Origin of the sequence: Pseudomonas duriflava (genome assembly GCF_007830155.1) — a bacterium.
GTDB classification, from domain to species: domain Bacteria; phylum Pseudomonadota; class Gammaproteobacteria; order Pseudomonadales; family Pseudomonadaceae; genus Chryseomonas; species Chryseomonas duriflava.
Map to the genome: position 1 here is coordinate 287,214 of NZ_VLKY01000005.1, position 14,748 is coordinate 301,961.

9 protein-coding genes are annotated in these 14,748 nt (G+C 59.4%); 2 read left to right on the top strand and 7 right to left on the bottom strand.

Going from position 1 to position 14,748, the window contains the following annotated elements; genetic code table 11:
• Positions 1–412: 412 nt before the first annotated feature.
• Entirely contained in the window at positions 413–4,390 is a 3,978-nt protein-coding gene (gene putA / locus IQ22_RS09500; protein WP_145141059.1) for a trifunctional transcriptional regulator/proline dehydrogenase/L-glutamate gamma-semialdehyde dehydrogenase, read from the bottom strand.
• A gap of 473 nt (positions 4,391–4,863) precedes the next feature.
• Between putA and IQ22_RS09505 the strand changes: the two genes are divergently transcribed.
• Positions 4,864–5,340 carry a MarR family winged helix-turn-helix transcriptional regulator gene (locus tag IQ22_RS09505; protein WP_145141061.1) on the top strand — a complete coding sequence of 159 codons (477 nt, stop codon included), beginning with the start codon at positions 4,864–4,866 and terminating at the stop codon, positions 5,338–5,340.
• Between the two features lie 79 nt (positions 5,341–5,419).
• Complete coding sequence (gene metC / locus IQ22_RS09510) at positions 5,420–6,601, top strand: cystathionine beta-lyase (RefSeq protein WP_145141063.1); 1,182 nt, start codon at positions 5,420–5,422, stop codon at positions 6,599–6,601.
• On the opposite strand, the gene IQ22_RS09515 is transcribed toward metC, so the two are convergent.
• The 6 genes from IQ22_RS09515 to IQ22_RS09540 form a co-directional block, all read right to left on the bottom strand.
• Positions 6,598–8,355 (bottom strand): acyl-CoA dehydrogenase family protein, encoded by a 1,758-nt coding sequence (locus IQ22_RS09515; protein ID WP_145141065.1) that lies wholly within the window; start codon positions 8,353–8,355, stop codon positions 6,598–6,600. The two genes, metC and IQ22_RS09515, sit on opposite strands and share 4 nt — an antisense overlap.
• Positions 8,356–8,370: 15 nt before the next feature.
• Positions 8,371–9,618: a thiolase family protein gene (locus tag IQ22_RS09520; protein ID WP_145141067.1), complete on the bottom strand. Its 1,248-nt coding sequence runs from the start codon at positions 9,616–9,618 to the stop codon at positions 8,371–8,373.
• Between the two features lie 28 nt (positions 9,619–9,646).
• Complete coding sequence (locus IQ22_RS09525; RefSeq protein WP_167654166.1) at positions 9,647–10,168, bottom strand: DUF3237 domain-containing protein; 522 nt, start codon at positions 10,166–10,168, stop codon at positions 9,647–9,649.
• 32 nt (positions 10,169–10,200) lie between these two features.
• The gene (locus IQ22_RS09530) at positions 10,201–12,063 is read right to left on the bottom strand and encodes a feruloyl-CoA synthase (protein ID WP_244309070.1); all 1,863 of its coding nucleotides are present in this window, start codon (positions 12,061–12,063) and stop codon (positions 10,201–10,203) included.
• A gap of 183 nt (positions 12,064–12,246) precedes the next feature.
• Positions 12,247–13,698, bottom strand: coding sequence for an aldehyde dehydrogenase (locus IQ22_RS09535; RefSeq protein WP_145141071.1), 1,452 nt, complete (start codon positions 13,696–13,698; stop codon positions 12,247–12,249).
• Between the two features lie 71 nt (positions 13,699–13,769).
• On the bottom strand, positions 13,770–14,600 hold the full coding sequence (locus IQ22_RS09540; RefSeq protein ID WP_145141084.1) for a p-hydroxycinnamoyl CoA hydratase/lyase: 831 nt from the start codon (positions 14,598–14,600) through the stop codon (positions 13,770–13,772).
• Between the last annotated feature and the right edge of the window lie 148 nt (positions 14,601–14,748).

The following is a 14,748-nucleotide window of genomic DNA, read 5'->3' on the forward strand; positions in this document are numbered from 1 at the left end:
GCCTATTCATTATTTTCAGCCATGTTAGCGCTAACCAAGAAATAACGACAAGCCCTGAATTGACCTTTAGTCGCGCAAGACACCTGCCCTATTCATAAGATATGAAATGGTGCGCGTGGTGCAGCGCATGAGCGATTATGTCCTTGGTGCAAGGCTCTGCGTCTAATGCACCACAGAGAGCATAGTCGCAAGGCGCGATAATGAAGGGGGATTACGCTACAGGAAACTGTATTAGCGGCGAGATAACTCTTCCGCCCGACGGCAGGCGTAAAGGAGGATGTTCTTTATTAGCGTACGCCGCGCAATGAAGTCTGTTCTGGACCGGCCATCCACCAAACAGCATTCATGACTGCTTCCTTTTGTTATTGAAATAAAAAAGCCCGGTCGAAACCGGGCTTTTGCTTGCCTACGATCAGCTGATCGTCATCAGATTAGCGTTACCACCAGCCGCTGCCGTGTTGACGCTCAAGGCACGCTCAATGAGCAGACGCTCCAGCGGAATCGCCGTTTCGCCCTGGGACAAGCCCTGAACACCCACAATCGGCCCGCGACGCTGAGCGACCTGCTGGCAGACCTGACGCAGTTGATCCGAGTCACCGTGATGCAGAACGGCATCAAAGGTTTCCTCGTCCTTGGTCCAGTCGGCCGTGGTTTTGATACGGGCCTGGACGGCTTGCGGCAGACGACCACGCAAAGCGCGAGACAGATCGCTCTGTACCCACAGCGCAGTACTCCCTACGGCCAGAACCGCTGCCAACTGAGCCAGCAGATCACCTTCGTCCTCTGCCAGGCAAAGCACACGTTCGCGCGGCAACAGGGTGTAAGTGTTGCGCTCGCCGGTTGGGCCAACCAGTACGCGAGTCACGCCACTGACGGATTGCTTGCCAAACGCCTGGCACAGCTCGGCCAGCGCCGTGTTCTTCTGCTGGTTCGCCCAGGCTTGTAACGCCTCGAGCGGCTTGCCCTGACGCTGTTCCATCTGGTTACGCAAGGTCAGGTCGGACGGGCTTTCCTGATTGTCTCGCGCAAAGGCTTGAGCCACGCCATCTACCGGACGGGTCGACAGCAGGCGGTACAGGTAAACCGGGCCACCGGCCTTAGGACCAGTACCGGACAGGCCTTCGCCACCGAAGGGCTGCACGCCCACTACAGCGCCTACCATGTTGCGGTTGACGTAGAGGTTACCGGCATGAGCCTTGTCCACCACCTGAGCGATAGTCTCGTCGATACGGGTATGCACGCCGAGCGTCAGGCCGTAACCGGTAGCATTGATCTGATCCATCAAGCGGTTCAAGTCCTGGCGGGCGAAGCGCACCACGTGCAACACCGGGCCAAAGATTTCGCGCTCCAGCTCGTCCAGACTTTCCAGTTCGATCAAGGTTGGCAACACAAAAGTGCCACGGTGCACGGCACCATCCTGAGAGCGAGCAACCTGATAGACCGAGCGGCCTTTGGCACGCATGCCCTGGATGTGCTTGTCGATATTGGCCTTGGCTTCCTGGTCGATCACCGGGCCGATATCCACCGGCAGGTTATCCGGGTTACCGATACGGCACTCCGCCATGGCGCCCTTGAGCATTTCGATAACGCGATCCGCCACATCTTCCTGCACACACAGTACACGCAGGGCCGAGCAGCGCTGACCGGCGCTGTCGAATGCGGAGGCAACCACGTCCATGACCACCTGCTCGGCCAAAGCCGAGGAGTCTACGATCATGGCATTCTGGCCGCCGGTTTCAGCAATCAGCGGGATCGGACGGCCCTGGGCATCCAGGCGACCGGCAATGTTGCGAGAGATGATATTGGCAACTTCAGTGGAGCCGGTGAACATCACGCCCTTGACGCGCTCGTCACTTACCAGCGCCGAGCCGACGGTATGACCCTGACCAGGAAGCAATTGCACCACGCCTTCCGGCACGCCAGCTTCCAGCAGGATACGCACGGCTTGGGCAGCAATCAGCGGAGTTTGCTCAGCCGGCTTGGCCAGTACAGTGTTGCCGGCAGCCAGCGCCGCCGCTACCTGACCGGTAAAGATCGCCAGCGGGAAGTTCCAGGGGCTGATGCACACGACCGGCCCCAACGGGCGATGGGTGTCGTTGGCAAAATCGCGACGAACCTGCGCGGCGTAATAACGCAGGAAGTCCACCGCTTCACGCACTTCTGCAATGGAGTTTGCAAAAGTCTTGCCCGCTTCGCGGACCAGCAGGCTGATCAGCGGCTGGATCTGCGCTTCCATCATATCGGCGGCATTGTCCAGCACGGCAGCACGCTGCTCTGGTGGAGTCGACTGCCAGATCGGTGCCGCAACCAAGGCGCTGTCCAGTGCGTTGCTTACGTCCTGCAGACTGGCATTCTGTACAAAGCCCACCACATCACGATGGTCTGCCGGGTTATGGACGGCCTGAGGAATACCAACCTCCGCCGTGCAACCCAACATAGGCGCTGCACGCCATTCGGTGTTGTGGCTGGCCATCAGTGCGCCGGACAAGGAGCCCAGACGGTGCTCGTTGGCCAGATCGATACCACAGGAGTTACGACGCGACGCGCCATACAGTTCAACCGGCAGCGGAATACGCGGGTGCGGCAGCCCCAGCTTGCCTTCCTGAGACGCCATCTGCTCGATAGTTGCCACCGGATCGGCCACCAGCTCTTTCAGCGAGATGGAGTGATCGGCGATACGGTTGACAAACGAGGTGTTTGCGCCGTTTTCCAGCAGACGACGTACCAGATAGGCCAGCAGGGTTTCATGCGTACCTACCGGTGCGTAGATCCGGCACGGACGATTCAGCTTGCCGTCGGCTACTTTGCCTACTACCTGCTCGTACAGGGGCTCGCCCATGCCGTGCAGGCACTGGAATTCGTACTGACCGGGATAATAGTTCTGACCAGCGATCTGATAGATGGCCGCCAGGGTATGTGCGTTGTGCGTGGCGAACTGCGGATAGATCACTTCCGGTACAGCCAGCAACTTGCGAGCGCAGGCCATGTAGGACACGTCGGTGTAAACCTTACGGGTGTAGACCGGATAACCCTCGAGGCCTTCGATCTGGGCGCGCTTGATCTCGCTGTCCCAGTAAGCGCCCTTCACCAGACGAATCATCAAGCGGTGACGGCTGCGACGGGCCAGATCGATTACATAGTCGATCACATAGGGGCAGCGCTTCTGATAAGCCTGGATGACAAAACCGATACCGTTCCAGCCAGCTAGCTTTGGCTCGAAGCACAAGCGCTCCAGCAGGTCCAGAGAGATCTCCAGGCGATCGGCTTCTTCAGCGTCGATATTGATACCAATATCGTACTGCTTGGCCAGCAAGGTGAGGTCCAGCAGGCGCGGGTACAGTTCATCCATCACACGCTCGTACTGAGCGCGGCTGTAGCGCGGGTGCAGTGCGGACAGCTTGATGGAAATGCCCGGGCCTTCATAAATGCCACGGCCATGGGAGGCCTTGCCAATCGAATGGATCGCCTGCTCATAGGACGCCAGATAACGCTGGGCGTCTTCTTCTGTCAGGGCGGCTTCGCCAAGCATGTCGTAGGAGTAGCGGAAGCCCTTGGCTTCGTAACGGGTGGCGTTGGCCAGGGCCTCACCAATGGTTTCGCCGGTGACAAACTGCTCACCCATCATCCGCATGGCCATGTCTACGCCCTTGCGGATGACCGGCTCGCCGCTCTTGCCGATGATGCGGTTGAGCGCCGAGAACATCTTCTCTTCATTGTGCGTTGCCACCAGCTTGCCGGTGAGCAGCAGGCCCCACGAGGCGGCGTTGACAAAGATCGAGGAGCTCTTGCCGAGATGGTCGCTCCACTTGCCATTGGCGATTTTGTCGCGGATCAGGACATCACGGGTGGCCTTGTCTGGAATGCGCAGCAGGGCTTCGGCCAGGCACATCAGCGCTACGCCTTCCTGCGAAGACAGCGAGAACTCTTGCAGCAGACCCTGAACAAGACCGGCACGGCCACTGGCGCCTTTGGCGTTGCGCAGTTTTTCGGCCAGCTGATAGGCCAGCTTGTAGGCAGCCTCAGCGGTAGCCTCGGGCAGACGCGCCTGCTCCAGCAGCATCGGTACCATCTCTTCTTCCGGACGGCGGTAGGCTGCTGTTACGGCGGAGCGCAGTGCAGATTGCGGCAGGATGCTTTCGGCAAACTCCAGGAAGGGCTGGTAAACCGGGTCGGCCAGCGCTTCGACAATCTCATTGTCGGCTTCGCCCAGACGCGCTGCCATGTTCTGCAGCTCATCAACGCTGACGCCTTTCTCCAGAGTTTCCAGGTAGGTGTAGATCGCCTGCTTGATCAGCCAATGCGGGGTGCGATCGATAAGGCGGGCCGCCTCTTTCAAGCGCTCACGGGTGGCTTCGTCAAGTTTCACGCCAAGCGTAGTGGTAGTCGCCATGTTGCCTCGCCTTATCGGTTGGGGTTGTTATAGTAAGGCGGCAAGAATAGAGGCAACCTCGCCCTGGTGCAACTAGGTGCAACCGCATTTAGTCGACCTATTTAAGCTGACCTAGTAAACGTGTAAAGCGCTCTGACCAGCGCTCATGCTGCGACACCTTACGATCAAGCCAAAAACTGTCTAGTTCAGCGGTTTCAAGCTTAATTTACTGACTTTTGTTTCCACAACTAAACGGTGCAACTTTTAAAACAAAAAGGTTGCACCCTAACCATATTCCAAGCAAACCAACCATACCGGTCTATATACGTTCCCGCCCCGTTTCTTGAAGTCATCCCCTCCTGAACCCTACTCTGAGGGCTCTCCTCGGCCAGATCAGTCCAGGCACGCCGCATCGAAATAGAGAAAGTGCGTGACTCCCGCCCCGCTCTCCCCGCATCATTCGGGCTGAATCATGACTCACGACCTCTTTGCCGATGGCTAAAAAACAACAGGAAGCTCCCGACGCGCTCGATGCGGAGGACAGCCGAGAAATCACCTCCCCCATTCTGGATGAAGTAATCGGCTATGCGCTGCGCCGTGCCCAGCTAAAAGTCTTCCAACATCTCATCACCAAACTTGAAGCGTTTGATCTGCGCCCGGCGCAGTTCACGGCCCTGACCTTGATTGAGCAAAATCCTGGACTTATGCAGGCCGAACTGGCACGTAGCCTTGCCATCGAGCCGCCGCAAATGGTCATCATGCTGAACAAGCTTGAATCGCTGGGCCTGGCGCTGCGTATCCGCTGCAAGCCAGACAAGCGCTCCTACGGTATTTTTCTGAGCAAAACCGGCGAAGCTGTGCTCAAGCAACTCAAGGACATCGCCCGGAGCAGCGATATCGAAGCGACTTCGGCCTTGACTGCCGAGGAGCGAACACAATTACTGCATTTGCTGCACAAGATTTATCGCTGAAGCGCCTGCCGGCATTTTTCCACCGAGAGCCTGATCGGGTTAAGCTGCGCTTTTGCCTAGCGTTGCAGGAGAGCCCGTCATGTCGGACACGTCAGAGCCGTGCGAACAGACCCGCCTGATTCATGCCGGTCGCCGGAGCGAAACCGGCAAAGGGCGCGGCTTTAACCCCCCGGTCGAGCGGCTTAGTACTGTGCTGTTCGACAGCCTGGCCGAGCTGCGCCACGCCTCGGCAGGCGGTGATGACGGCCGCGCGCTGGTCTACGGCGCACAGGGAACATCCACCACTTACGCCCTTGAAGACTGGATCACAGCCCTGGAGGGTGCCTATCGCACCCGTCTCTACCCTACCGGGCTTGCTGCCGTGGCGCAGATGTTCCAGGCCTTTCTGCGGCCCGGCCAGCATGTACTGATTACCGACTCGGTGTACGGGCCGGTCCGTGGGCTGGTACGCGAGTTCCTGGAGCCGTTCGGGATTCAATGCGAATTCTACGCAGCGGACGGCCACGATATTGAACGCCGGATTCGCCCGGAGACCCGGATGATTTATGCGGAGGTTCCCGGCTCGCTGCTTTATGAAATGTGTGATCTACCGGCCCTTTCCCGGCTGTGCAAGGAGCGTGGAATTCTGCTGGCTGTGGATAATTCCTGGGGCTCCGGACTGATCTACAAGCCGCTGGCGCTAGGTGCAGACATTTCCCTGATGGCACTGACTAAATACGTGGCCGGCCATTCGGACGTGATGATGGGCAGCGTCAGTACCACCGAGGCGCACTGGCCGGCACTGGCCCGTATGAGCCGGGCAACGGGCAATACCGTCAGCCCCGACGATGCCTATCTGGTTTTGCGTGGTGGCCGTACCCTGGCACCACGCCTCGCCTTGCATGCCAGCCAAGCCCTCCAGATCGCCCAATGGCTGGAAAGCCGTCCCGAGGTCGCCCGCGTGCTTCATCCGGCCCTGCCGAGCGATCCGGGTCATACGCTCTGGCAGCGGGACTGCCTGGGCAGCAATGGCTTGGTCAGCTTCGAGTTCAAAGATAAGGACGAAGCGCAGCTGGCACGGTTCATCGACACCCTGCGCCTGTTCGGCCTCGGCTATTCGTGGGGCGGCTTCGAGAGCCTGGTCAGTGTGGTGGAGCGCCAGGGCACGCGCAGCGTCACGAGCCTGAAGGATCGCGGCCCGATGGTTCGTCTCCACGTAGGCCTGGAAGCGCTGGACGACCTGATCGTCGATCTCGACGCGGGCTTTGCGGCGCTCCGCTAGCCTATAGACACGTCATCCGGCAGGAACGGTAACGGTGCCCGGCTGGCCTGCACCGCTTCGGCCTGGCGTTCCAGGTTAACCAGCAGGTAGTCGTATACATAGGTGGCCGTCTCCCATTTACCTCGGTAGAACGGCTGCTCACGCTTGGGTGCAGCCAGCCGCGCCGTACGCGCCCAGGCGAAGGCTAATCCTAGCCAGCCTAGCAGGCGAAGGTAATCCAGGGCGGCACGGTAAGGGTGCTCAGGATCCTGCGAATCCATCAGGTCGTCCGTCAGATAGCGTACCCGCTCGCACTGCTGAATCAGGACATCACCGAAACGCCTGCAACTTTCGGTCTGACCGCATAGCTCCGCTTCGCCTCGAAAAGTATCCAGCAGATTGCCCAGTAGAGGTTCTCGGGCACCGAGCACTTTACGGATCAGCAGATCGTTGGCCTGTATCTCGTTGGTGCCTTCGTAGATCATGGTGATGCGGCTATCACGCAGGGTTTGCTCAATACCAAAATCGTTCACGTAGCCATAGCCGCCAAACACTTGCAGCGCTGCGCTACTAAGCTGAAACCCCTGCTCGGTAAAAAAGGCCTTGATGATTGGCGTTAGCAGCGAAGCCAGCTGATGCGCCTCGGCACGCGCCTGTGGCTCCGGTGCATGTTCGGCCTGATCGAGCAGGTGTGCTCCCCAATAGCCCAACGCACGCAGGCCCTCACTGACGGCACGCAGCTCCAACAGGGTACGTCGCAGGGCAGGATGCTCTTGAATCAAGTCAGCTGGCTCGACCGAGTTGGCCGAACGTGGCACGGCCCGCATCTGCCGACGCTCGGCTGCATAGCTCCTGGCCTGCTGCCAGGCAGATTCAACATGTCCAAGCCCTTGCAGCCCTACATGCAGGCGCGCCGAATTCATCATCACGAACAGGGCGGCCAGACCTCGCTGAGGCTCGCCGATCAGCCAGCCCTGTGCCCCCTCGAAACGCAAGGCGCAGGTGGCGCTGCCCTTGATGCCCATCTTGTGTTCAATCCCTTCGCAATAGACGCCATTAAGCCGCTTCTCGAGCCGCTTCGGCACAAGAAACAGGGACAGCCCCCGGCTACCGGCCGGTGCATTGGGCAACCGTGCCAGAACAAGATGGACGATGTTATCGGTCAGGTCGTGCTCACCACCCGAGATGAAGATCTTGTTGCCCTCAAGCTGGTAACTTCCGTCGCCTTGGGGTTCCGCACGGGTACGGATCAGCCCCACGTCACTACCCGCCTGTGGCTCGGTGAGACACATAGTCGCCAGCCATTCACCACTGACGATCCTGCCAAGGTAAGCGTCCTTGAGTTCTGGCGACGCATGGGCGCGCAAGCACTCATAGGCGCCATGGGCGATGCCGGGATACATGGCCCAGGCATGATTGGACGAGGCCAGCATTTCCTGCAAAGCGGCATCAAGCAGCTGCGGCAGGCCCTGTCCACCCCAGGCGGGATCACAGGCCAGCGCTGGCCAGCCATTGTTTACATAAGCTTGATAGGCTGCGGCGAACCCTTCGGGCGTAGAGACTTGGCCCTTCTCTAACTGACAACCCTGACGGTCGCCTTGGGCATTCAAAGGGGCCAGTTCCTCGGCGGTAAACCGTCCCGCCTCTTCCAGTACCTGACGCGATAACTCAGCGTCCACCCCCCTAAAAGAGGGTATTACTTTCCAATCTGCAGGTGCGTTGAGCCATTCTTCAATTACGAACTGCATGTCTCGCAGCGGCGGCTGGTAGGTCATGTCTGATCCTTTAGTTCAATGAATACCGTCCGGATTTTCGATCAGCACGGCCATGCCCTGCCCGCCGCCAACACAGGCCGCTGCGACGCCATAGCGGGCTTTGAGTGCACGCAACTGTCGCGCCAGGGTAAGACTGAGGCGCAAGCCGGTAGCGGCTAGAGGATGCCCCAGGGCAATGGAACCGCCGTGAATGTTCAGCCGATCCAGATCAAGTTCCAGTTCACGCTGGACGGCAAGTACCTGCGCACCCTGGGCTTCGTTGATTTCGAAGCAGGCGATGTCATCCAGGCGTAGCCCGCTGCGCTCAAGTAGCAAACGAATCGCCGGCGCGGGGCCGATCCCCATGAGTTCGGGCGGCACGCCAACGGCTGTCGCGGCGATCAGTCGTCCCAAAACCGGGCCCTGATGTCCCTGCCCTTTCGACACAATGATCGCAGCGGCGCCATCTACCACGGCGCAACTGTTGCCTGCTGTCTGGACGCCGCCTTCATGAATCGGACGTAGCCGGGCCAATGCATCAAGTGAGGAAGATCGTGGATGGGTATCCGTATCGACCGCTTCGGTCTTTCGCGGCAAAGCAATTCCACGCGCCTGGTAGCCATTCAGACTGAATCGCTCGGCCTCTACAGCAACGATCTCCTCGGCGAACCAGCCAGCCTCTTGGGCAGCCAGAGCGCGGTCAAAACTGCGCAGCGCATACGCATCAACGTCGGCCCGCTGGATACCATAATGGCTGGCAAGATTTTCAGCAGTACCAATCATGTCGACTCCGGGCGCCGGATCAACCAAGGCTTCCCATAGGAAGTCCTTGAATTCCACCGGAGCGCCCAGGCGAAAACCCGTGCGGTGGGTATAGGCCGCAATCGGATTGCGCGACATGGACTCACTTGCTACGCATAGTACTCGCTCGACCTCGCCTCGCATGATCTGCTCGCCCGCCTGGCGTAGCAACTCGAAGCCTGTGCCGCAGATACGCTGGACCTGCAAAGCGGGCACTTCTACCGGCACACCCGCATACAAGCCGATATGCCGCGGAAGCAAATACGCATCGAAACTGGACTGGGCCACAGAGCCTGCCAGTACGCTGTCGATCTGTTCGCCCGGCAGAGCGCAGCGCGTCAGAGCTTCGCGAGCAACCTTGATACCTAGATCAATAGGCGATACCTGACCCAAGGCCCCGCAGTAATCCACCCAGGGCGTACGCACGCCACCCAGCAGGACGACATCATTGAAGGCTGAGTATAGCCCTTTGCGGCCAGTCATATACGCCTCCTAGCTCGGTAATCATGCACTACTTGAGGCGGTACACTTTTATCAGCACCGCATTACGCTGCGGTTTCAAACTGGTCAGCGTTCCGACATACACGTAGCGATTCAGCCATTCGTACTTGCCGCTTGGCGCCGTAATGTCAACATGAGAAAAGGCATAGCGCTCGGCATCCAGCTCGTGAATCAGTACCCGATTACGAACAGTCAGGATGACGCCATCGGTGGTCCGCATCTCATAGAGTGCATCGAGTTGCCGGACGCCATCCGCACGAATGAGCTGGCGATCAGCACCGCCCGGCAACACTTTGCCCCGTAGTCCAGCCCCGTTGAAACGTCCTCCAGTGATAGGAACCATACGGCGTTCGCCAAGCGGCCCCTTGCCTAATGACAGGGTTTCGGCAATCTCGACGGTTGCCTCGTACACTAGCTCGGTTTTCGGCGCCTCCTCGGTAGCGGCCTGAGCCACAGCGTGGAGCGAAGCCATGAGTACAGCGTTAAGCAGGCCTAACAGAGCAAACCTGTGGTGTTTCTGACGACGGATCATAGGGACTCCTGTGCCTTCAGATCGGCTATTAGTCATGATGCAGACTGAATGACAGCCGGCTCTTCGCCCCGATACAACGCGTCGACCAAGCCAGCCCGCCGTTGCAAGACAGCACGCTGATTGATCGATCCCTTGTCCGTGATTTCACCACGATCAATGGAAGGCGGCTCGGTCAGCAGGCAGGCCCATTCCAGGCGGCTAGCATTGCCGGTCGCCTCGCTATTGATCGTAATAAGCAACTGGGAGAACCAGTCGCGAACGGCCGGAGCCGCTAGGGTTTGCTCAGGCGTTGCGTCATCACCCAGACCGGCCAGAGCGCGGCACTCCGGCAGCCGCGGAAAGATCAGCAGGCCCAGGTATTCACGGTCCGGCCCGACCGGAACCACGTCCTGCACATAAGGCGAACCGGCCAATACGATGCGGGTGCGCAAGGGGCCAACACTGACGAATACGCCAGACGATAGCTTGAAGTCCTCGGCAATGCGCCCATCGAACATAAAGCCCAGCTGTGGCTGCTTAGGGTCCGCCAGTTTCAACGCATCGCCGGTGCAATAAAAACCTTCGCTATCAAACGCTTCGGCATTTTGCTCCGGGGATCGCCAGTAGCCGGGCATTACATGCGGCCCCCGAAAGCGGGCCTCAAGCTTGCCATCCACGGGCACCAGTTTCACTTCGCACCCCGGCGCCGGCAGGCCAACATACCCCGCCATGGAAAGCGGCCCGGTGGTAAAGGTGCAGGACGGCGCCGTCTCGGTCATGCCGAGGCCGGCCATCATGCGAATGCGTTCGCCGCACTGCTGCTCGGCAACCCGGTCCAGGCGGTCCCAGACGCTTTGGGATAAACCGGCCGCCGCAAAGAAGAACAGCTTTATCCTGGCAAAGAATCGCTCGCGCAAAGCAGCGTCTTTTTCCAGAGCGGTCGCCAGCTCTTCCCAGCCTTTGGGTACGGTCAAGTAAGCGGTAGGAGAAATCTCCCGTAGGTTGCGCAGGGTTTCGGCTATACCTTGCGGGGTCGGCTTCCCCTCATCCAGATAGAAGCTGCCGCCGTTGTAAAGCACGATACCGACGTTATGGCTGCCGCCGAACGTATGGTTCCAGGGTAGCCAGTCGACCAGTACCGGTGGTTCCTCACCAAAGGTAGGAAAGGTCTGCAACAACATTTGCTGATTGGCGCAGAGCATGCGCTGCGTAGTAACCACGGCTTTGGGCAACTTGGTCGAGCCCGAGGTAAACAGGAATTTGGCAATGCTGTCCGGCCCGGTGCTGGCAAAGGCGGCTTCGGCTTCGGGACCGCCGGGTGTAGCGAGCAGGCTGTCAAAGGACAGGCAGAGCCGTCCTGGAACCTGCCCGCGGGTCAGAACGACCGGGATTTCCGTCGGGATACGCGCCTCGATGGCGCGCCGGTAGAGATCGCCGTCACAGGCGAAGACTAGGCCCGGATCCAGCAGATCGACGATGTGCTTGAGCTTAGCCAAATCCTGGGACAACAGCGAATAGGCGGGCGAGACCGGGCAGAACGGAATGCCGGCGTACATGGCGCCCAGGCACATCTGCAAGTGTTCCAGATCGTTGCCGGACAGAATAATCAGCGGGCGTTCAGCTGAAAGACCAAATCCCAGCAAGGACTGTGCAATGGCACGAACACGCTGAAGCATGTCGGCATAGGTGATCCTACGCCAGTCTCCCCCATTTTCACGCGCAGCAACAAAGGTGTGCTCCGGCCGTACCCGAGCCCAATGCACGAGCCGGTCAAGCAGCCGCCGGGGTAGCGGCGCCAGTGGCTCCAGGGCGCGCATACGCAAAATACCATTGGCTTCGTACTGAACTTCGACGTCAGGATGACCGATCGAGACAGGACGGTATCGGGGTGCAGGTGCTGCCTCGTCACTGGACACCCTTGTCCGGGGATCGATCCGCAGCTCGGATTCGCAATTCACGTCGCGTACCTCCTGTTAGGCATGCGTAGCCCTTAGTCGCACAGACAGCACGACCGCCGAGGCCCTCACGCATGGCCAGCCCGTTTGGTCCGGGCCGGTATTGTCATTGTTGTCGTCAGGAATAGCGTTTAAGTCGGACTTCTAAATCGGATAGTGCCGAGGAGTGGTCTGCAGGGTAATCCAGCGCAGCTGCGTGAAATGCTCGATCGACGCTGAGGAGCCAAAGCTGCCATAGCCGCTGCCCTTGACACCGCCGAAGGGCATTTGCGCTTCGTCGTGCACGGTCGGGCCGTTGATATGGCAGATACCGGACTCGATCCGCTGGGCCAGCCCAAGCGCGCGGTTTACGTCACGGCTGAACACGGCGGCCGACAGACCATACTCGGAGTCGTTTGCTACTCGCAGCGCCTCCTCGTCATCCTTTACACGAATGACCGACACCAGCGGCCCAAAGGATTCTTCGCGGTAGAGCCGCATCGCAGGTGTTACACCGTCGATTACCGTCGCCTGCATCAGACACCCCTCGATCTGGCCGCCCGCTGCCAGCCGTGCGCCCTGGGTCAGCGCATCATCCATCAGGGCCTGCAAACGTTCACCCGGGGCGCGGTCAATCAAGGCACCCAATACCGACGTGCTGACTTGTGGATCGCCCGCCAGCAGTGTCTTGGCCTTATCAGCCAGCTTGCTGACAAAGGTATCGGCCACTGACTCGTGCACGATCAGCCGCTCCGTGGACATGCAAATCTGGCCCTGATTGAAGAAGGCACCAAAGGCCGCAGCCTCGACGGCAGCGTCCAGGTCAGCATCGTCCAATACCAGCAGTGGCGCTTTGCCGCCCAGCTCTAGAACGGCGGGCGTGAGATGCCGCGCGGCCATCTCACCGATGATTTTGCCAACACGGGTCGACCCGGTGAAATTGACGCGGCGCACGGCAGGGTTGGCAATCAGGCGCTCCACAATGGCCGGAGCGTCTTCCGGTGCGTTGTGAATCACGTTAACGACTCCATCGCCCAAGCCGGCTTCCTGAAGCACTTCGCCGATCAGGCTGTGCACGGCCGGGCAAAGCTCGGAGGCCTTTAGCACCACGGTATTGCCACAAGCGAGCGGCATGGCAATGGCGCGCGTTGCCAGAATGACAGGTGCATTCCATGGCGCGATGCCAACCACGACGCCGCAGGGCTGGCGCACCGCCATGGCCATCGAGCCAGGCAGATCGGAAGGAATGATCTGGCCGGTGATCTGGGTCGTCATGCATGCCGCTTCACGCAGGATGCCGGCAGCTAGATGCACGTTGAAACCGTACCAGTTCGGCATGGCGCCGGTTTCCACTTGCCCCGCTGCAATAAACTGCTCGGCGCGGCCGGCCATGAGATCGGCCGCCTTCAGCAACCGGGTACGTCGCTCATTCGGCCCCAGGGCAGCCCAGGCAGGAAAGGCGGCGTGAGCCGCAGCAACGGCGGCATCCGCATCCTCCAGGCTGGCCGCGGCGGCGCGGGTCACCGGTTGTTCGGTGAGCGGGTTGCGCCGCTCAAAACTCTGGCCGTCAGAGGCTTGCAGCGTCTGACCGCCAATCAACAAAGGCACTTCATGCATGATGCGATCCTCGTTCTTGTACTTATCAAGGTCTGCACAGGCACCGCTTCCGGTGCCCTTGAAGTATCTGCTTAACGACGGTAGGTCTGAAGCCCCGGCTTGATGCTCTTCTCATCCAGGAATTGCTTCATGCCCTGTTCACGGCCGCGCTCGGGATCACGCAGTTGCGACTGATCCAGCTTGGCATACAGGTAGTCCTCGTTCTGCTCCCAGTTCAGCTCGCGGCAGCGCTTGAAGCCAATCTTGGCAGCCCGTAGTACAACCGGGTTCTTTTCCAGCAACTCACGCGCCAGGGCAATGGTTTCTTCACGCAGCTGGGCCAGCGGTACACTCTTGTTCACGAGCCCCATCTGTGCGGCTTTGACGCCGTCAAAGGTACGGCCGGTCATGATGTAGTAAAGCGACTCACGGTGGCCTACGGTATCAGCCATCGCCTTACTCACCAGGTTGCCGGGCGGAATACCCCAGTTCACTTCAGAAAGGCCAAAGGTCGCCTCGTCCGCCGCAATGGCCAGGTCACAGGCCACCAGCGGGCTGAAGCCGCCGCCAAAGCACCAGCCGTTGACCATGGCGATGGTAGGCTTGCTGTACATGCGCAGGAGCTTCCACTGCCATTCGGACGCTTCGCGGCGAATCTTTTCCTGCAGGATTTCAGGGCCGGCATCCACCTCGCGGAAGTATTCCTTAAGGTCCATCCCTGCGGTCCAGGCCTCGCCGGCGCCGGTCAGCACTACGACGCCAGCCTCCGGGTCCTGCTCCAGCGTTTCCAGGATGTCGCGCATTTCACGGTTCAGCGTAGGGCTCATTGCATTACGCTTTTCCGGGCGATTGAGGGTGACCCAAGCAATACCCTCTTCGACCTTTACGTCTACCGTTGTCCAACGACCTTCATAGCTGTTCATAACAGGACCCTTATGTTGTGTTTCTTGTGAAGCTAACGCTAAAGCAGGAAAATAGTTATGTCAATTAACTATTTTTAGAAATCTCTATCTGCTTTCACTTTAGCCCCAGAAGACATAAGTCTTACGTCTTATGTCTTCACTGTAAAAG

Excerpts from the sequence above, each read along its gene's own strand:
- putA (WP_145141059.1), bottom strand. The coding sequence starts at position 4,390 with ATGGCGACTACCACTACGCTTGGCGTGAAACTTGACGAAGCCACCCGT.
- IQ22_RS09505 (WP_145141061.1), top strand. The coding sequence starts at position 4,864 with ATGGCTAAAAAACAACAGGAAGCTCCCGACGCGCTCGATGCGGAGGAC.
- metC (WP_145141063.1), top strand. The coding sequence starts at position 5,420 with ATGTCGGACACGTCAGAGCCGTGCGAACAGACCCGCCTGATTCATGCC.
- IQ22_RS09515 (WP_145141065.1), bottom strand. The coding sequence starts at position 8,355 with ATGACCTACCAGCCGCCGCTGCGAGACATGCAGTTCGTAATTGAAGAA.
- IQ22_RS09520 (WP_145141067.1), bottom strand. The coding sequence starts at position 9,618 with ATGACTGGCCGCAAAGGGCTATACTCAGCCTTCAATGATGTCGTCCTG.
- IQ22_RS09525 (WP_167654166.1), bottom strand. The coding sequence starts at position 10,168 with ATGATCCGTCGTCAGAAACACCACAGGTTTGCTCTGTTAGGCCTGCTT.
- IQ22_RS09535 (WP_145141071.1), bottom strand. The coding sequence starts at position 13,698 with ATGCATGAAGTGCCTTTGTTGATTGGCGGTCAGACGCTGCAAGCCTCT.
- IQ22_RS09540 (WP_145141084.1), bottom strand. The coding sequence starts at position 14,600 with ATGAACAGCTATGAAGGTCGTTGGACAACGGTAGACGTAAAGGTCGAA.